Below are 18,180 nucleotides of genomic sequence, written 5' to 3'. Positions count from 1 at the left end.
TATAACTACTAATATAAAACAACATATCTTTCAAGTAAACATCCAAGTTGAAGAATGAAAAAGATCGTTTTAGCATTCATTGCAATCATCTTTTTATCCGCTACGATAAGGGCAAATGGACTAATGGGTGGTGATTCTATGCGTAAACTCACGGTAGATGGGCGTGAGCGTACTTATTTTATTCATGTACCAAAATCATATGATGGTCGTAAACCCTTCCCTATCGTATTGGTATTCCATGGAGGTGGCAGTAATGCGACCGATTGGATTGAACTATGCGGATTAAATCAAACGGCCGATCAGGCCAATTTCATCGCCGTCTATCCAAATGGTACGGGAAAAAAAATAGAAGGCTATCCTAAAGGTATACTTGGTTGGAACGGTGGCCCGCGTCAGCCAGGTGGCCCTGATTCTGAAGTGAGTAAGGTAGATGATATTAAGTTTACTAAAGCCATGCTCGATGATTTATCCACTATCGTCAAGGTTGATAAAAAGCGTGTTTATGCCACCGGCATGTCGATGGGTGCTATTTTGGTGTATCGCCTGGCGTCTGAATTATCGGACCAGATTGCGGCCATTGCTCCAATTGCCGGACCGATGGGAACCGAAACATGTACTCCTAAACGGCCTGTACCGGTTATTCATTTTCATGGAACGGCCGATGAAGCTGTCCCTTTCAATGGAGGCAAGGGCAAGCTAGACCCGTCAGGAACGGATTACTATTCCGTTGACTATTCCATTCGTAACTGGGTAAAGGCTGATGGATGTCATGAGACACCAGTAACCACCGAATTAGCGGAGAAAGTCAATGACGGCACCAAAGTCATCCGCAAATCATATACGGGAGGTAAACAGGGGAGTGAAGTAATCTTATATGCTATTGAAGGTGGAGGCCACACCTGGCCCGATCGACCGTTTAGTCCTGAGCTTAAAATTCTGGGCAAAGCGACAAAGAATATATCTGCCAATGAGCTAATGTGGGCTTTTTTCGAGAAGCACCCAATGAAGTAAACTGAGGCTATTCTACCTTAAGAAAAGATTTCGCCCCCTTCAGGGTCGTATGTTTATAAACATACGACCCTGAAGGGGGCGAAAATAGTAGGCAACCCCCAGGCACTATAGGCGTATCACCGCCGGGACGCCTTCAAAGTATTTGTTCGTAAAGAGCGTATCAACGTCCATTCGTTGAATCAATTCACCCTGCGAATCGGTGAGCATCCGATTGCGAATCATCCAGTTAACGAATGATACCCAGATGGTTCGATGCATGAAACCCCAATTGCCTTCGCCATCCAGGTAATAACCAGAAACCATCTGCTGACTTTGCTCCACAAAATTGCGATTGGTTAAGCTGGGGTGATTTGCCGTTTTCATCAGGATACGAGCCGATTCATCGGGGTTTTTCATCGCGAACCGGAAACCAGCGGCCGTTGCTTCCAGAAATGCCCGCAACGCATCAGTATTCTCCTCTGCCCAATCACGATGGACGGTCAGAACAGGATTGTACCCATACGGAATTTCGTATTCGTCAAACAAAAACTGGTTTAGATCAATACCATCTATATCGGCTTTGACCCCCTCCCAGGTAAGCCAGCACCAGGCGGCATCGACCTCCCGAGTCACTAAGGCACGCCAAATATTGGCCCAAGGCGACTTATGTGGAACAAACTGCCCCCGACCATCGTCATTTTGAATCAATTGTCGAATAATATCCTCTTCGTAACGAGCACCGTAAGAAGCATATACTTTGCCATCTAATTCCTTCGGTCGATTGATACCACTTTCTTTCAGCGTCATAATCGCACTCACATCGCGAGCCAGCAAGGTGGCTATGGCTACCAGAGGAACTCCGTTAGTCTGATAACTAATCACACTTTCGGAAGGAGTAATGGCCAGATGAGCATCGCTCTGGGCCACACGACGGGCCGGGGCTGTCTGATAATTTTCCTGATCAGGCGAGATGAATTCTACATCGAGACCGGCCCGTTGATAAGCTCCTTTTGCAAAGGCAACATAAAAGCCCGTGTGGTTAGTGTTAGGAGTCCGGTCAAGCGCTAATCGAATGGTTGTATTCATAAGGTACAGTACTGATACGGCTAGTTTAACAATTCAGGTAATAGAAGGTTTCCTGCAATCGCACCCAACTGGCTGATTGCAAAGACTAATGTAAAAAGAATCGGGGCAAAATGTTCTCAGCCAACAAACAGAATTTCTTCGGCCAGGGCTTTTTCGTATTTCTCTTTATCAAATCGATATAAATAGGGAGCCTTATGCGCTCCGCCAGTTTTACGCTCCTCTAGCCGCTCCAGAATATTATAGCCAAGCATTCGTTTCTGGAAATTCCGTCGGTCTAGCGTCTGGCCTAAAATTGTTTCATAAAGCTGCTGGATATCAGGCATTGTAAATTTATCAGGCAGTAAATTATAGCCAATGGGCTGATAACTAAGCTGTCGTCGAAGGGTCTTCAGCGCCAGCTTGATCATGTCATTATGGTCAAAAAGAAGCGGTGGAATCTGGTCAATATCCCACCAGCGACACTCTTCGGTAAAGAAATCAGGTGTTGGCACCGCATTCGCAAACTCAACTAGCGCATAATAACCTACTGACACATCACGACTAACAAGCTCCTCTGTAATATCTTCGGGTAAGCCCAGCTTCGCCATCGTTTCCTGCTTACTGAAATTCGTGTAACGCATAACGTCGCCGAACGTGTGGAACTGTTGCAGGAAAATCTCACGTAAGCCTGTCCGTTGTTGTAGACTCCGATAAGCGGCCACTTCCAGGTTTTCTTCGTGGCGAATTCGTCCGCCTGGCAAACACCAGTCATCAGTGCCTTTCCAGCGCAGGAGAAGCACCTTTAATTGCCCGTCGTGAAACCCGAATATGGCTAGATCCAGCGATACAGAGGGCATGAAATTGGTCTTAAACTCTTCAATTAGTTGTCGCAATGCCTTTTGGTATTCCATGTGGAAAATTTAAGAATAAACATAGTGTGTATTTTCAACACAATGAAATAAAATTGCTATCATTGTGTTAAAATTACACATCTATGATGAAACGCCACTTTTTCTCACGGCAATCGTACAAGGCAGTTATTCCACTTTGCGTTGGTGCGATTGGACTGTTAGCCTATTCGGTAAGGCCGTTCACTGACCCTGGCGATAAGCCCGACGAAAACCGATTTACAAAAGTAGTACTCGCCGAAAAACTGAACGAACCCCTCGAAATGGCCATTTTGCCCGACGAGCGTGTTCTTTTTATTGAACGGCATGGGCAAGTGCAATTGTATTCACCAGTAACGAAGCAGGTAAAAACCATCGCTACGATTCCGGTCAGTACGAAATACAAGGATAAGGAAGGGCACGAAACAGAAGCCGAAGATGGACTTTTGGGTGTGAACCTCGATCCTAATTTTGAGAAAAACCATTGGTTATATCTCTACTACTCGCCCGCTGGTAACGAATCCAAGAACATTCTGACCCGTTACGAGCTACGTGGTGATGAGTTGGTTCTTTCCTCTAAAAAAGTACTCCTCGAAGTAGTCACCCAGCGTGAGCAATGTTGCCATACGGGAGGCTCAATTGATTGGGACCGCGACGGCAATCTCTATCTCTCAACCGGCGATAATACCAGCCCGCGCGCTACATTGTATGCCCCCATCGACGAACGCCCTGGCCGTGGGCCCTGGGATGCTCAGAAATCATCGGGAAACACGAACGATTTACGGGGCAAGATTCTGCGTATCCACCCCGAAGCCGACGGCACATACACGATTCCCGAAGGCAATCTCTTCCCAAAAGGAACGCCTAAAACCCGGCCTGAAATTTATACAATGGGGCACCGGAATCCGTATCGCATTGCGGTAGATAAACACACTGGCTATCTGTATTGGGGTGATGTAGGTCCTGATGCAGGTGAAGATTCAGTTGGCGTTGGCCCAACCGCCGAAGATGAATACAATCAGGCGAAAAAAGCAGGCAATTTCGGCTGGCCCTATTTTGTAGGCAATAACAAGGCGTATTACGATAAAGATTTTACGACTGGTAAAGGAGGTGCCAAATTCGATCCGGCTCATCCCTTTAACGATTCGCCCAACAACACGGGTTTACATGACCTGCCTCCTGCCCAGCCGGCTATGATCTGGTACCCAGCCGCAGAGAGCAAGACGTTTCCATTTATGGGTACGGGAGGTCGTAGCGCCATGGCTGGACCAACCTATTATAAAGATGACTTTAAAGGCGCCAAACGCCTTTTTCCGGACTATTACAACGGAAAGACATTCCTGTTTGAGTGGATGCGTGACATGATTCTGGCGGTTAGCTACGATAGTCAGGGCAACATGACCAAGACCGAGCGATTCCTTCCTAATATGCCATTCAGCCACCCAATCGACATGGCCTTCGGACCGAACGGTGACCTGTATGTGCTTGAGTATGGCACGGGATGGTTCCTCAAAAACGACGACTCTCGTTTAGTGAAAATTGAATTCAACGCTGGTAACCGCAAACCAAATGTGCAGGCTTCTGCTAACCAAAAAGCCGGAGCAGTCCCTATGGTTGTAAAACTATCGTCGGAAGGGACCAAAGATTCTGATGGCGATGCGATGACCTATCAGTGGAAAATATACAACAAGGCAGGTGGTCAGCCAACGGTTTTGGCCGATCCTAATCCAACGTTCACCTTCCAGAAACCCGGTCAGTATAAAGTGATTCTGACTGTAACGGATGCCCACGGCCTCAAAGACTCTCGCGAGGTGGATATTATGGCAGGGAACCAACCACCTACTGTAGCACTGGACATCATGAATGGAAATAAAAGCTTCTACTTCCCTGGCCAACCGATTGCCTATCAGGTAAGTGTAACGGATAAAGAAGACGGAAGCCTGGCCAATGGTAAAATTTTGGCGAAGCAGATAATGGTGAAGGCTAACTACCAGGATGAAGCCAATGCTCAAAATGTCAGCGAAGCAGGTCACAAGTTCTCCGAAGCGACTTACTTAGGCGCGGGACAGGTCCTTATGGAAAAGAGCGACTGTAAAGCCTGTCATTTCATGGATAAAAAGTCAGTTGGCCCAGCGTTCGTCGAAGTGGCAAAACGTTACAAAAGTGATGCGAATGCCGTAGCCAGCCTATCAAACAAAATTATTAAAGGCGGTGGAGGTTCCTGGGGCGATGCCATCATGACGGCCCACCCACAATTGGCTCAGTCAGATGCGGGCGAGATTGTGAAGTATATTCTCACCTTGTCGGATAAGAAAGTAGCCACACCGTCGCTGCCAACAAAAGGTACGTATACCCCGGATAAAAATGAGAAAGGGAATCTGGTGTTACAGGCATCATACAAGGATAAAGGCGCAAACGGCCTGCCCGCTCAAACCAGCGAACAGGTGCTGGTATTACGTAATCCATTGATACCATTAGGCACGAGCACCACTCAATCGAAAGGCATTACGCTGTTCAAAATGGGTACGCAACCCTACCCTATTGTCATTGTGATGGGCTCTGATACCTACGTGCAATTCAACAAGTTTGATCTTACTGGCGTACAGACGATGGAGTTTGCTGTAGCAGTTCCTAAAGCGCAGCTCATCTGCGTTGGCGGAAGAATCGAAATACATATTGATTCAGCAACAGGGCCGCTGCTGGGCCAGACTGAGGAGCTTTTGCCTAACGAAAGCAAAGACCCTGCCGACATCTTTAAGCCCAGTATGGCTAAGGTCACCATTAAGCCAACGACCGGTCAGCACGATTTATATTTTGTCTTTAAAAACGAAAAAGCAGGTAAAGCCCCGCTCTTTGTTCCCGTTACCGTACAGCTTTCTAACTGATTTAATTAAAATCACCTCACCCCCGGCCCCTCTCCTACAACAGGGATAGGGGAGGTTTTAACGTCTGACTTGTTTTCCCTAATCCATTTGCTATAAGCAAGGATTAAACTAGACTCAAATACGACGTTTGTAACTCCCGTTGCACCCCTCTCCTGATACAGGAGAGGGGCTGGGGGTGAGGTTAATCCTATTTCAACCATGATCCAATCACGTCGCGATTTCCTGAATCAACTGGGCCTGACAGCCGCCGGATTAAGTCTGGCATCGGCCTTACCAACATCAACTTTTGCCGATATGGGCGCTAAAAAATTTACGTTCGACATCTCACTGGCTGAGTTCTCCTTTGCGGGCGAACTCTATTCGGGTAAAATGACGAATATGGATTTCCCCGCTCGTACCAAAAAAGATTTTGGCATCAATGTGCTGGAATATGTATCTGGTTTTTTCAACAACAAACATACCGATCAGGCATACCTGAAAGAACTCAAGCAACGATGCGATGACCTCGGCATGAAAAACAACCTCATCATGGTCGATGGAGCCAACATTGCAGATCTTGACGCAACGAAACGACACCAAGCGGTCGAGGCCCACCATGCCTGGGTCGATGCAGCCAAGTATTTGGGTTGTAGTTCCATTCGGGTTAATTTGGGTGATACCTCCAAAGCAATGACGGGCGTAGAAGATGATCCTGCTGCCGAAGCTGCTAAAACGGCTGCCGATGGGTATCACAAGCTGCTGGAATATGCGGCCAAGTCAAAAATGGATGTCATTGTTGAAAATCACTTTGGTAACTCGACCGATATCGACTGGTTGGTTGGGGTTATAAAACAAGTGAATATGCCCAATGCGGGCCTATTACCTGATTTCGGTAACTTCTGTCGGCAACGCAGCAAACCCGAAACCAACGATATCAAGGGAATCATGGGCACCAAGTGTGTCAAGGAATATGACCGCTACGAAGGCGTGAAGAAAATGATGCCGTACGCTAAAGGTATCAGTGCCAAGACACACAAGTTCGATGCCAATGGTAACGAGACCGAAACCGACTTCCGTAAAATGTTCCAGATCATCAAAGATGCCGGTTTTAAAGGCTATGTAGGTATTGAATACGAAGGCGGCATCATCGGCATGTACAATCCAACCGGTGGTTATCTGCCTACCAACGATGGTATTCAAGCGACGAAAAACTTGCTCGAACGCGTACGAACGGAACTTGCTTAATTTTTTTAACCCCTAAATCCCCTGAAGGGCAGGACTGTTAAGCTCCCAATTTTTAGCCCTAGTTGCTCCCCTCTCCTGTTTTGGGAGAGGGGCCGGGGGTGAGGGGAAAGCGGTCAATTCAGACATAATCCACCTCACCCCAATCCCTCTCCTATAACAGGAGAGGAGCTTTTCACCCCTAAAAACTCATGTTCCGTAAATTCCTGAAAATTCTGCTCGGTCTCGTCCTCGTTTTAGTCATATTGGCAGGTGGGTTCGTTGTATTTGGCATGTATGTCACCCGGCAGCTTCCCTGGCAAAAGCCTGAGTTCGATACAGTACGTCCAGCAGATCCCGGTGCTGTTGGCGCTAAAGGTGTCCTCATCTTTTCGAAGACAAATGGGTTCCGGCATGAGTCGATCGAGCCGGGTATCGAAGCGCTCAAAAAAGAAGGTAAAGCAAAAGGCTGGGATGTGCGAACAACTGAAAATGGAGCCTTCTTCAATGATGATTACCTAAGCAAATTCAAGGTCGTGGTGTTCCTGTCAACTACGGGCGACATTCTGACGCCAGAACAGGAAAAATCCTTTGAGAAGTTTATTGAAAACGGCGGAGGTTACGTCGGTATTCATGCCGCATCCGATACGGAATATAGCTGGGATTGGTACGATCACATGCTCGGTACCCATTTCCGCGATCACCCATTATATCCTGAACACACACCCGAAGCGGAAATTATTACAGATGTTCGGGATCACCCAACGACAAAGCACTTACCGGCCAAATTCCGCAGAGCGGATGAATGGTATAATTTCAAGCAAAGTGTGCGGGGCAAAGACAGCATTCAAGTGCTGCTAACGCTAAATGAAGCAACCTACAAAGCAACATGGCCTAAAGCCATGGGGGGCGATCACCCGATTTCGTGGACAAACAAAGTTGGTAAAGGCCGCGTATTCTACACGGGAATGGGTCATACCGACGAAACCTTTACCGACCAATACGCTATGCCGCATATTGTGGCTGGCATTGAATGGGCTGGGCGGTTTGAGTAATCGTCCTTGCCGCGGTGGTTCGGCGTAGTCTCTGAACTACGTCGCAGTGTTATCCGGTCTCCGACCGGAGTGAAGCTAGATTTTACAAATACCGGTCAGAGACCGGATAGCACTCCAGCGTAATCTTAGACTACGCTGAACAATAAATAAAAAAAGCGGCCGCACAGCCGCTTTTTTTATTTATCAAAACTCATCTTACTTCCCGTCAAAGCTTTGCTTCATGTTCCGATAGAACGTTTTCGTGCTCCATTGACCACCTGCAATAATGCGTCGGATGGTGTAGAGTGGCATTTGGTCATCGCGTTTGTCAGCCAGGGTAAACGCAGCTGCGTAACCGCGTTTCTGAATTTCGGGTAATACCTGATGGCTCCACAAACCAAATGGGTAGGCAAAATACTTAACAGGTTTCCCGATAATGGTTTCCAGCTTCGCCTTTGGTTCTTCAATCTGAATCTTCCAGTCGTCGCCCTGGTATTTTTTCACGTTGTGGTGATCCCACGTATGGGCACCAATCGTATGTCCTTTGTCGGATAAGTCTTTAATCTGCGCTTTGTCCATGTACGGCTGCTTTCCCCGGCGACCAATAGCAACAGTCATAATGAAAAACGCCCCTTTGAAACCAAGTTTATCCAGGATGGGTACGGCGGTTTCGTACTGATCAAGATCCCCGTCATCGAAAGTGAGCATAACCGGTTTTGACGGCAGTGGTGCACCAGTAGTCAGGTAAGCGTAGAGTTGGTCCGGCAGAATGGTGTGATAACCGCTGTCGGCCAGAATCTGCATTTGCTCCTTGAACGATTGAACGGGAATAATGTAATCCTTAGCACTTTTAGAATCACTAGCCCGCCAGTCGCGGATTTGGTGATAACACAGCACCGGCACCTGTGGACGAGCCAGAATTGTAGCGGCATCCGCTATTTTGTCGGCAGGGATACTAGATGGATCAGGAGCTGCTTTGGCCGTTTCTTCGCTTGAAACTGGTTTATCAGTCGTCGCCTTCGTTGCGGAATCAGTTGTCGTTGTGGCTTCGTTCGTAGACGCGCTTTTCGACTGGCAGCCCATCAGGCCATTGGAGAGTAAAACAGACAGGCAGAGAGCTGCTGAGAGAGATAAGGTTTGACGAGTCAACATAGAAAATGAATATGGCCCAAACATAGGGAAAAGAATTTGGCCTATAGAATAAAAGTTAGTAAACAGATACAAACTTTTATTCTTCCCGCTACAAATTTCATACCTTAAAATAAGTGGTTACCTTGTTAATCAGCCAGATGCCCAATGCTCCGTTATCTTTGTTCGACCTATGCGTTTAAAAGATAAACTTCCCCTTAGCTATCTTCTTTTCACAACCCGAGGGCGTATCCATCGTTCAACGTACTGGTTGGTCTCGGCATTTATCTGGAGTACGTTTTATGTGCTTCATACCATCTTATATGACTTCGTTAGCGAAGGATCAACGTATATTCTGTACCCACTTTTGATAGGATCGTTAGTAGCTACGGCCAACAAACGACTGCACGATACCAACCATTCGGGTTATTGGTTGCTAGCAATACTAATTCCGGTCCTGGGGCCGCTCTGGTTGATTTATCAACTGGGTTTTCGGCGGGGCGATAAACACCAGAACCTATTTGGCACCGTACCCAACGAAGCTGCCGATTATTTCAAGAACGACAACGGACAACCTGTTCCGCACAGTGCCCCAGAGCGGATCATAAACGATGTAACGCAGTTGAACCCAGTTGTGGTAGCAGATGTATTCCGCCCAAAATCAGTGGACGAGTTACAGGAACGGCTTCGTAACACGACTGGCCCCGTTTCGGTAGGCGGTGGACGATTTAGTATGGGTGGGCAAACAGCCAGTTCCGGGAGTCTGCACATCGACATGCGGGGCCTGAATCAGGTTATCCAGTTCTCGAAAGAAGACCGACGAATTACTGTTCAGGCGGGGATTCGGTGGTGCGACATTCAGCGATTTGTGGATGCCCACGACCTGAGTGTCAAGATTATGCAGACCTATGCCAATTTTACGGTCGGCGGGTCGCTAAGTGTAAACTGTCATGGGCGCTATATGGGGCATGGGCCGTTAATTCTATCCGTTCGTTCCATTGAGCTTGTGCTGGCCGATGGGTCATTGGTTCAGGCTAGTCGCACCGAAAATTCGGATGTCTTTTTTGGCACCATTGGTGGCTATAATGGCCTTGGCATTATTGTATCCGCCGAGTTGGATCTTGAGGATAATCTCGCCGTTCGTCGGGAGTATCACAACCTCCCCCGGTCTGATTACCGTACTTATTTTGCCGATACCATCCGCGACAATCCCGAAGCCGTTTTCCACAACGGCGATATGTATCCGCCCACCTACACGAACATGCGGGCCGTTACCTGGGTAAAAACAACGGAGAAACCAACTGTTAAAACCCGGCTGATGCCGCTTCGTGAATCGTATCCACTGGAACGGTATTTTATGTGGGCATTCACCGAAACAGCGGCTGGCAAATGGCGTCGTGAGCATATCGTCGATCCGCTACTTTACCTCGCCAAACCCATTCACTGGCGCAATTACGAAGCGGGCTACGACGTGGCTGAACTCGAACCGCGCTCCCGTACAAAGCGTACGTACGTGTTGCAGGAATACTTCGTACCTGTTCGACACTTCGATACGTTTTCGGCGAAGATGAGCGAGATTTTTAACCGCTATCAGGTCAATGTTATCAACGTTTCGGTTCGGCATGCCCTCCCCGATTCGGGTTCGTATCTGGCCTGGGCACGCGAAGAAGTCTTTGCCTTTGTGGTCTATTACAAACAGCGAACGAACGACGTGGCAAAAAACACGGTGGCCATCTGGACGCGTGAGTTAATCGACGCGGCTCTTTCCGTTGGTGGAGCCTATTACCTGCCGTATCAGGCGCATGCTACGTCGGAGCAGTTTCATCAGGCCTATCCAAATGCGAGGAAGCTATTTGCACTAAAGAAAAACCTGGACCCGGATTTCCGGTTTCATAATGTGTTTTGGGATACGTATTATCAACCGTTTCTTTCGACAGGATTGACAGGATGAACAGGATTTCAAAGCTTACTTACTAATAAATCCTGTTCATCCTGTCAATCCTGTCGAAAGAAAAACAACAAACCAATGGCAACGCAAACCTCCGAATTTCATACTGTCTTTGATCAGACCAAACCCCGCGATGCGTTTTATCGCTTCCTGCAGGTCGTTTTTCACCTCTACCCCGAAGATAAGTTTCATCACCTGATTGGGGAGGTAACGAAAACTCAAACGTCGGACGAAACAATTTACAAAACCATACAGAATCGCCTGCCCAGCATCAAGCCATTTCTGTCGGAATTGACCTATGCTTTGCCTGCGCTCAAAGTTCAGAAAAAAGAAATGACCCGACAGATGCTGGAGCTATTACCCAAAGGCGCACAGGTGAATGGCTATGCAGAAATTGGCTCACCGGGGCGATACATCAGCGATTTACGGAAACACTTGCCGATCAGTGGTCCTATTTACCTGATCAATGATGTAGCACCAACGTTCAGCCCCGCCGATATTATGGAGCGTGGCCAGTTGACGAAGCTAGGCATCTTTGTTGAATCGCATAATTTTGACCCCATCAGCCCCAGCGACATACCTGATGAGAGCGTTGACTTGGTGACTTGCCTCATTGGCTTGCACCACACCCGACCCGAAAAACTTACTGGTTTTATCACCTCTATCCGACGCATTCTTCGGCCAGGCGGCTGGTTCATTCTGCGCGATCATGATGTAAAAACTCCTGATATGGCCACGTTCGTATCGCTGGTACACACCGTTTTCAACTTAGGGTTAAATATAACCTGGGAAGTGGACAAGGAAGATTACAAGGATTTCAAACCGATTGAGGACTGGAGCAAGATTGTCAGTAAGGTTGGTTTTACCGATGCTGGAAAGCGACTGCTTCAGGCCAATGATCCTTCCGATAATACGATGGTGCTGTTCACAAAAAGTTGATGAAAACCCTATTTTACTTCATTAGCCTGCTCACCCTTCTTAGTTGCTCAGAAAAGGAAAACCAGTCGGCCAGCACCGATTCGGGAAAGGCTACTGCCACAACCGACACGCTTCAACCGCCTGTAGCTGTATCTGAGCAATCAACGACTAAAAGTGACTCGCCTGCAGGTTCTGGTACGTGGCGATATGAGAAGACGACCGATAAAGAAGGGCACTCTGTTTACAAAGCGTCGATTACCTCGCCTAACTTACTTGAGTTCAGTTTTCCTTATGCCGGTGGTTCTACAGCAACACTAACCATTCGGAAGCGGGAAAGTGGTACGCATGTTTACATACACGTATCAAAAGGACAGTTTAACCGGAGTTTTCAGGGCGGCAGGGCTGGCGTTCGTTTCGATGGGAAACCAGCGATCTCCTATTCATTTTCAGCCGCTGAAAACGGCAGCGCGAATATTATATTTTTTGATTCCGAACAAACACTGATCGATAAGATGAAAGCTGCCCGCAACATGATTGTCAATGTAGATTTTGCAGGACAGGGTCAGCGACAAATCGAATTTAGAACGGCAGGCTTGGCCTGGAATCACTGATAATTTTGTCATTCCGACGATAGGAGGAATCTCAAGTTTCTTATTAGTCAAGCGTGAGATTCCTCCTATCGTCGGAATGACAAAGGTGTACTAAATAGCTACTCTTTGTTTATGCTTAGGCTTCCGATTTTAACTGTTATCATGGTCTTACTGGCCAGTTTTCTGTTCTTCCGGAAAGGGCGGCAAGCCCTGACAACGCCAGCCGGAAAAGGCTGCGTGGTACCGAAAGATTGGTTAGTTAGCAACCCGCATCCAGTCACACCCACCGAACACATCCGGCCCGCCGACCAGACCTTTCTAACCTATCCTGAATGGTTTCTGGTACATAGCCCCGCCGAGATAGCCGACTACGCCCACGAGCGTACCACGACCACCTTCCCCTATATGAGCCATGTTAAGCAGCTTTGGCAGAGCTATGGCGTTGTCTATGACCAGATTAAAGGAAGCTTTGCCTTCAACACCGGCTACCATATTATGATTTGGGTAATTGGCGTAAGCACTACGGTCGAATATGCGCTCAAAGCCCTCTATGAGACGGTTGTAGGCCGACTCACCAATCCGACCAACGGAGCTGTAGTTACAGATGAAGACAAGTTTAACGCCCAATTTTCGCAGGATTATGTAGACTTTATTCGCGTACTGCCCTGGTACGAATTCGACTTCAAAGCCCGAATTCCCCAATTGCTCAAAGGAACGTCGTTTTTCGGGCCGCACTTCATCCGAAAATTCGAACGTAAGTATATGCTACTGACGGAATTACTGGTAAAATCGGGCTATGGATATCTCATCAAAATCGGCACCAAAGCCTCCTATGACGAAGCCTTGCTAACTACTGCCGTTGTTATTAATCGACTCCCCGCTGTACCCGACACCCTAACGCCTATCAAAACCTATCCCGACGGATCGGCCCTATTACTTCTACCCCGGTATGAAGCATTTCATCCTGCCGTATCAGCGTTGGTAAAACAGGGGGTAACCTTCCGTGAGATTGCCGGGAATAACTCGGCCATTTTACTAACCGTGCTCGCCCCAGAAACCTGGCAACCTGTTTCCCAGAACTTGCAACTAGTATTCACTCAACCTATCGTCACCAAACCTGGCCTGAAGCGGGTGGCGCTAGTAACGACAGTGGGTTCGCTGGACAAAACCATCCGGTATGCGCAGGAACAGAACGTGAAGATCGAGCATGTGTATGATTATTAACAACACGATCAATCAAACCCGCTCAATGTGACAGGTTTAACTGTCTTTTAATTAACCGACCCGGTATGCGTTAGTTATTGATAAAAACAGGAATAAAACCCTGAATCAATTTAATTCAACGTATATGAAACGGTTATTTTTTGTCGCTGCGTTCGCGCTGGCGACCAGCCTGACTCAGGCACAAACAGTTACAGTAGATAGCGAACTTAGGCCCAATGTTGACTTCAGTCATTTTAAAAGCTACGCATGGGCTTCTCAACCGACTAGCAAACAAGAGACAGGAAACACGCTGGCCTTGAAAAAGCAGGTGCGGGATGCAGTTGGGTATGCTTTAGACGGTCGCGGTTATACGTTAAATAGGCAGTCGCCCGATCTGATTGTCAATTTCCGTGTATTTGACAAACCAACGACCATCAAAGGCTATACAGATGGCGACAATTATGCCAGTCTCAACGAAGTACAGAGTCTTGGAAAAGAAAAAGATATTACGGTAAAAGCAGGTACGATTCTGGTCAACCTTGTTGATACCAAAACCGATCAGGCTATCTGGCAGGGGTTGGCGTCAGGTCTGACGTCAACCAATAAAATGGATCATCAGGAAGGCAAGATTCGCGAAGCTGTTAACCTAATCTTCAACAAATACCCCTACCGGGCGGATAAGTTTTAGTGTGCCTTAGTGAACAGTAACGGCGCGCCATTCGAAAGAGTGACGCGCCGTTTTGCTGTTTTATAGAACCTTATTATACCTATCGATAATTAGGCTCAGAGTATTATTAATTGAGTAAATATAACATTGCTGCGACGGGATTGGCGAACTCCTCTTTTTGCCTTATTTTTATTGGCTTACAACCCAATTCCCCGAATACAACCCCATGAAAAAACAATTCCTCGCAATTATCTTACTCGCTCCTATGCTCGCGGTTGCCCAACCAAAAGCAAAAAAAGCCGTAACTCCTACAGTCGACCCAGACAAGAAAACCATTATTACTAATCTGGATAGCCGATTTCAGGAATACGCCGGAATCTCGAAGCAAATCTGGAATTTCGCCGAACTCGGCTATCAGGAAGAGAAGAGTTCGGCACTGCTGGAAGAGCAGCTAAAGAAAGAAGGATTCGATGTACAAACCGGCGTGGCGGGTATTCCGACAGCTTTTGTCGCTACGTATGGATCAGGTAAACCCGTCATCGGTATTTTGGGTGAATATGACGCGCTACCCGGTCTGGCAACCGAAGCCAAACCCGAATTTACGCCCATTGCGGGTCAGAAAGGCGGTCACGGTTGCGGACACAATCTGTTCGGAACGGCGTCGATGGCGGCTGCGGTACAGGTGAAAGACTGGCTCAAAAAATCGGGCCACGCCGGAACGATCAAAATTTATGGTTGTCCAGCCGAGGAAGGCGGATCGGCCAAGGTGTATATGGTGCGTGAAGGCTTGTTTAAGGATGTCGACGTAGTATTGCATTGGCACCCCGGTGCTCAGAATGCCGCGGATGCCGGTACGTCGCTGGCCAACAAAAATGCAAAGTTCCGCTTCAAGGGGATTGCTGCCCACGCAGCGGCCTCGCCTGAGCGCGGTCGGTCGGCGCTGGATGGTGTCGAAGCTATGGATTACATGGTCAACATGATGCGCGAGCACATCCCGTCGGATACCCGGATTCACTACGTGATCACCAAGGGTGGCGAAGCCCCCAACGTGGTTCCAGCCAATGCCGAAGTATATTATTATGTTCGGAACAAAGACCGTGCAGTGGTGCAAAGCGTCTGGAAACGGATCGAAAATGCCGCTGAAGGCGCTGCCAAGGGAACAGGAACACAGGTAACCTGGGAAGTGCTGGGCGGTGTGTATGACCTACTACCCAACGTAACTCTGGCCGAAGTCATGCACCAGAATCTGCAAACGGTTGGCGGTGTGAATTATACGCCCGAAGAAACAGAATTCGCTAAAAAAATCAGCGAGACCTTTGGGGATCAGAAAGTGCCCATCGAAAATGCCGCCAAAGTGAAAGATTTCCGTGATGCCTCCGAAAGTGCAACCAGCGGTGGCTCTACCGACGTAGGTGACGTAAGCTGGGCCGTACCCACCGTTGGCCTGTCTACGGCAACCTGGGTACCGGGTTCATCGGCCCACAGTTGGCAATCAACAGCCGCCAGTGGCATGACTATTGGGCAGAAAGGTATGATCGTGGCGGCTAAAACACTCGCCATGACGGCGCTGGATTTGTTCAAAACGCCTACGCTCATCGAGAAAGCGACTGCCGAGTGGAAGCAAAAACTCGGCCCCGACTTCAAATATGAAGCCCTGCTCGGCGACCGGAAACCCGCTTTGGATTACCGGAAATAACCTTGCCCTTTGCGGTCGGAGTCCGTACCTTTGCGACAGAATTTAAAGAGTGAAAGAGTGAAAGAGCGAAAGAGCGGATTCCGCCATCGACTTTCGCTCTTTCACTCTTTCACTCTTTCGCTTTTTAAAAATGCTCCGAACGCACACTTGCGGGGAACTCCGCCTTTCTAACGATAATCAAACTGCAACACTGTCTGGCTGGGTTCAGACCATCCGCGATAAAGGTGGTGTGTTGTGGATTGACCTCCGCGACCGCTATGGTATTACGCAGCTTCTGCTCGAAGATGGTCAGACTGCGCCCGAATTGTTTACCATTGCCCGCTCCCTGGGTCGAGAATTTGTCCTGAAAGCTACCGGGACGGTCATTGAACGGAAATCCAAAAATCCGAACATCCCAACCGGCGAGATTGAGTTGAAAGTGACATCGTTGGAAGTATTGAATCCGGCCAAATTACCGCCCTTCCTGATCGAGGATACCACCGATGGGGGCGATGACCTCCGTATGAAATACCGTTACCTCGACCTTCGCCGGAATCCGGTTCGGAAGAGCCTCGAACTGCGCCATCGTATGGCCCAGCAAACGCGGTTATACATGGACGGTCAGAATTTCATTGAAGTAGAAACACCCGTTCTGATCAAATCAACGCCCGAAGGAGCACGTGACTTTGTCGTGCCAAGCCGCATGAATCCGGGTGAATTTTACGCCCTACCGCAGTCACCACAGACATTCAAGCAGTTGTTAATGGTGTCAGGATTTGACCGGTACTACCAGATTGTGAAGTGTTTCCGCGATGAAGATCTTCGTGCCGACCGTCAGCCTGAATTTACCCAGATCGACTGCGAAATGTCGTTTGTGGAGCAGGAAGACATCCTGAATATGTTCGAGGGGCTCGTGCGGCATCTGTTTAAGGCAGTAAAAGGTATCGACATGGCTACCGTGCCACGCATGACATATGCTGATGCTATGAAGTTCTACGGTTCCGACAAGCCAGACACACGCTTCGATATGAAGTTTGTTGAGCTCAAAGCCCCATTCGATACGGTCGATATGACATCGGGAAAAGGCTTCGGCGTGTTCGATTCGGCGGAGTTGGTTGTCGGTATCAACGCGCCAGGTTGCGCGCATTATACCCGTAAGCAATTGGATGAGCTGACGGATTGGATCAAACGCCCACAAGTTGGGGCAAAAGGTCTGATTTACGTTCGGTATAATGAGGACGGAACATTGAAATCATCGGTCGACAAGTTCTATTCGGAAGCGGATTTGAAAGCCTGGGCGGTTCGATTCAATGCCAAACCCGGAGATTTGATGCTGATCATTTCGGGCGAATGTGCCAAAGCGCGTAAGCAATTGAATGAATTACGTCTGGAAATGGGTACTCGGCTTGGTCTGCGCGATCCAAACGTGTTCAGTACGTTGTGGGTGCTCGACTTTCCGTTGCTTGAATATGGTGAAGAAGAGCAACGCTGGTTTGCCATGCACCACCCCTTTACGTCGCCCAAGCCCGAAGATATTCCCCTGCTCGACACGGATTTAGGTTCGGTACGTGCTAATGCCTATGACCTGGTTATCAATGGAACTGAAGTAGGTGGCGGTTCGATTCGGATTTTCAACCGCGATTTGCAGGCTCGGATGTTCAGTATTCTGGGTTTCTCAGACGAAGAAGCAAAAGCACAGTTTGGGTTCCTGATGGACGCTTTTGAATATGGCGCACCTCCACATGGTGGTATCGCTTTCGGTTTTGACCGCTTGTGTTCACTCTTCGGTGGTGCCGACTCCATCCGTGATTTCATCGCCTTCCCGAAAAACAACTCGGGCCGCGATGTCATGATCGATTCGCCATCCGTAATCAGCCAGGCGCAATTGAACGAACTAAAAATCGCGACAGTAGCAAAGTAAAGGAGATTTAAACACGGAGAAACGGAGATTTCACGGAGGTCATAGAGGTTTTATATATCCCATGATCTC

14 protein-coding genes are annotated in these 18,180 nt (G+C 48.2%); 11 read left to right on the top strand and 3 right to left on the bottom strand.

From position 1 onward, the window contains the following. Positions 1–54 precede the first annotated feature (54 nt). The gene (locus tag GO755_RS17735) at positions 55–1,011 is read left to right on the top strand and encodes an extracellular catalytic domain type 1 short-chain-length polyhydroxyalkanoate depolymerase (protein WP_157586531.1); all 957 of its coding nucleotides are present in this window, start codon (positions 55–57) and stop codon (positions 1,009–1,011) included. Between the two features lie 105 nt (positions 1,012–1,116). On the opposite strand, the gene GO755_RS17730 is transcribed toward GO755_RS17735, so the two are convergent. Next, on the bottom strand, positions 1,117–2,076 hold the full coding sequence (locus tag GO755_RS17730) for an ABC transporter substrate-binding protein (protein ID WP_157586530.1): 960 nt from the start codon (positions 2,074–2,076) through the stop codon (positions 1,117–1,119). Positions 2,077–2,192: 116 nt separating this feature from the next. Beyond that, entirely contained in the window at positions 2,193–2,966 is a 774-nt protein-coding gene (locus tag GO755_RS17725) for an NUDIX hydrolase (protein ID WP_157586529.1), read from the bottom strand. Positions 2,967–3,049: 83 nt separating this feature from the next. Here GO755_RS17725 and GO755_RS17720 point away from each other — a divergent pair, with 83 nt between their 5' ends. From GO755_RS17720 to GO755_RS17710, 3 genes are all read left to right on the top strand, one after another. Beyond that, positions 3,050–5,827, top strand: coding sequence for a PQQ-dependent sugar dehydrogenase (locus tag GO755_RS17720; protein WP_157586528.1), 2,778 nt, complete (start codon positions 3,050–3,052; stop codon positions 5,825–5,827). Positions 5,828–6,025: 198 nt separating this feature from the next. Continuing rightward, entirely contained in the window at positions 6,026–7,051 is a 1,026-nt protein-coding gene (locus tag GO755_RS17715) for a sugar phosphate isomerase/epimerase family protein (protein ID WP_157586527.1), read from the top strand. Between the two features lie 188 nt (positions 7,052–7,239). After that, positions 7,240–8,082 (top strand): ThuA domain-containing protein, encoded by an 843-nt coding sequence (locus GO755_RS17710; protein WP_157586526.1) that lies wholly within the window; start codon positions 7,240–7,242, stop codon positions 8,080–8,082. Between the two features lie 195 nt (positions 8,083–8,277). On the opposite strand, the gene GO755_RS17705 is transcribed toward GO755_RS17710, so the two are convergent. Beyond that, positions 8,278–9,213, bottom strand: coding sequence for a polysaccharide deacetylase family protein (locus tag GO755_RS17705; protein WP_157586525.1), 936 nt, complete (start codon positions 9,211–9,213; stop codon positions 8,278–8,280). Between the two features lie 169 nt (positions 9,214–9,382). On the opposite strand from GO755_RS17705, the gene GO755_RS17700 reads away from it, so the two are divergent. From GO755_RS17700 to aspS, 7 genes are all read left to right on the top strand, one after another. Then, positions 9,383–11,140: an FAD-binding protein gene (locus GO755_RS17700; protein WP_157586524.1), complete on the top strand. Its 1,758-nt coding sequence runs from the start codon at positions 9,383–9,385 to the stop codon at positions 11,138–11,140. Between the two features lie 75 nt (positions 11,141–11,215). Continuing rightward, a complete protein-coding gene (locus tag GO755_RS17695; protein ID WP_157586523.1) occupies positions 11,216–12,076 on the top strand; it encodes a class I SAM-dependent methyltransferase in 861 nt (286 codons plus the stop codon). After that, positions 12,076–12,666, top strand: coding sequence for a hypothetical protein (locus GO755_RS17690; RefSeq protein WP_157586522.1), 591 nt, complete (start codon positions 12,076–12,078; stop codon positions 12,664–12,666). Before GO755_RS17695 ends, GO755_RS17690 begins: the two co-directional genes overlap by 1 nt. A 111-nt stretch (positions 12,667–12,777) precedes the next feature. Beyond that, positions 12,778–13,869: a hypothetical protein gene (locus tag GO755_RS17685; protein WP_157586521.1), complete on the top strand. Its 1,092-nt coding sequence runs from the start codon at positions 12,778–12,780 to the stop codon at positions 13,867–13,869. A 124-nt stretch (positions 13,870–13,993) separates the two neighbouring features. Further along, complete coding sequence (locus GO755_RS17680) at positions 13,994–14,536, top strand: DUF4136 domain-containing protein (protein WP_157586520.1); 543 nt, start codon at positions 13,994–13,996, stop codon at positions 14,534–14,536. A gap of 205 nt (positions 14,537–14,741) precedes the next feature. Next, positions 14,742–16,211, top strand: a complete 1,470-nt coding sequence (locus GO755_RS17675; RefSeq protein ID WP_157586519.1) for an amidohydrolase — start codon at positions 14,742–14,744, stop codon at positions 16,209–16,211. A gap of 130 nt (positions 16,212–16,341) precedes the next feature. After that, entirely contained in the window at positions 16,342–18,111 is a 1,770-nt protein-coding gene (gene aspS / locus GO755_RS17670; protein WP_157586518.1) for an aspartate--tRNA ligase, read from the top strand. Positions 18,112–18,180 lie beyond the last annotated feature (69 nt).

The sequence above is a fragment of the Spirosoma arboris genome, assembly GCF_009754945.1.
GTDB lineage: Bacteria > Bacteroidota > Bacteroidia > Cytophagales > Spirosomataceae > Spirosoma > Spirosoma arboris.
Note: the sequence above shows the minus strand (reverse complement) of the source record. Positions and strands in the feature narration are given on the sequence as shown.

Excerpts from the sequence above, each read along its gene's own strand:
- GO755_RS17735 (WP_157586531.1), top strand. The coding sequence starts at position 55 with ATGAAAAAGATCGTTTTAGCATTCATTGCAATCATCTTTTTATCCGCT.
- GO755_RS17675 (WP_157586519.1), top strand. The coding sequence starts at position 14,742 with ATGAAAAAACAATTCCTCGCAATTATCTTACTCGCTCCTATGCTCGCG.
- aspS (WP_157586518.1), top strand. The coding sequence starts at position 16,342 with ATGCTCCGAACGCACACTTGCGGGGAACTCCGCCTTTCTAACGATAAT.
- GO755_RS17720 (WP_157586528.1), top strand. The coding sequence starts at position 3,050 with ATGATGAAACGCCACTTTTTCTCACGGCAATCGTACAAGGCAGTTATT.
- GO755_RS17680 (WP_157586520.1), top strand. The coding sequence starts at position 13,994 with ATGAAACGGTTATTTTTTGTCGCTGCGTTCGCGCTGGCGACCAGCCTG.
- GO755_RS17695 (WP_157586523.1), top strand. The coding sequence starts at position 11,216 with ATGGCAACGCAAACCTCCGAATTTCATACTGTCTTTGATCAGACCAAA.
- GO755_RS17730 (WP_157586530.1), bottom strand. The coding sequence starts at position 2,076 with ATGAATACAACCATTCGATTAGCGCTTGACCGGACTCCTAACACTAAC.
- GO755_RS17705 (WP_157586525.1), bottom strand. The coding sequence starts at position 9,213 with ATGTTGACTCGTCAAACCTTATCTCTCTCAGCAGCTCTCTGCCTGTCT.
- GO755_RS17700 (WP_157586524.1), top strand. The coding sequence starts at position 9,383 with ATGCGTTTAAAAGATAAACTTCCCCTTAGCTATCTTCTTTTCACAACC.
- GO755_RS17715 (WP_157586527.1), top strand. The coding sequence starts at position 6,026 with ATGATCCAATCACGTCGCGATTTCCTGAATCAACTGGGCCTGACAGCC.
- GO755_RS17710 (WP_157586526.1), top strand. The coding sequence starts at position 7,240 with ATGTTCCGTAAATTCCTGAAAATTCTGCTCGGTCTCGTCCTCGTTTTA.
- GO755_RS17690 (WP_157586522.1), top strand. The coding sequence starts at position 12,076 with ATGAAAACCCTATTTTACTTCATTAGCCTGCTCACCCTTCTTAGTTGC.
- GO755_RS17685 (WP_157586521.1), top strand. The coding sequence starts at position 12,778 with ATGCTTAGGCTTCCGATTTTAACTGTTATCATGGTCTTACTGGCCAGT.
- GO755_RS17725 (WP_157586529.1), bottom strand. The coding sequence starts at position 2,966 with ATGGAATACCAAAAGGCATTGCGACAACTAATTGAAGAGTTTAAGACC.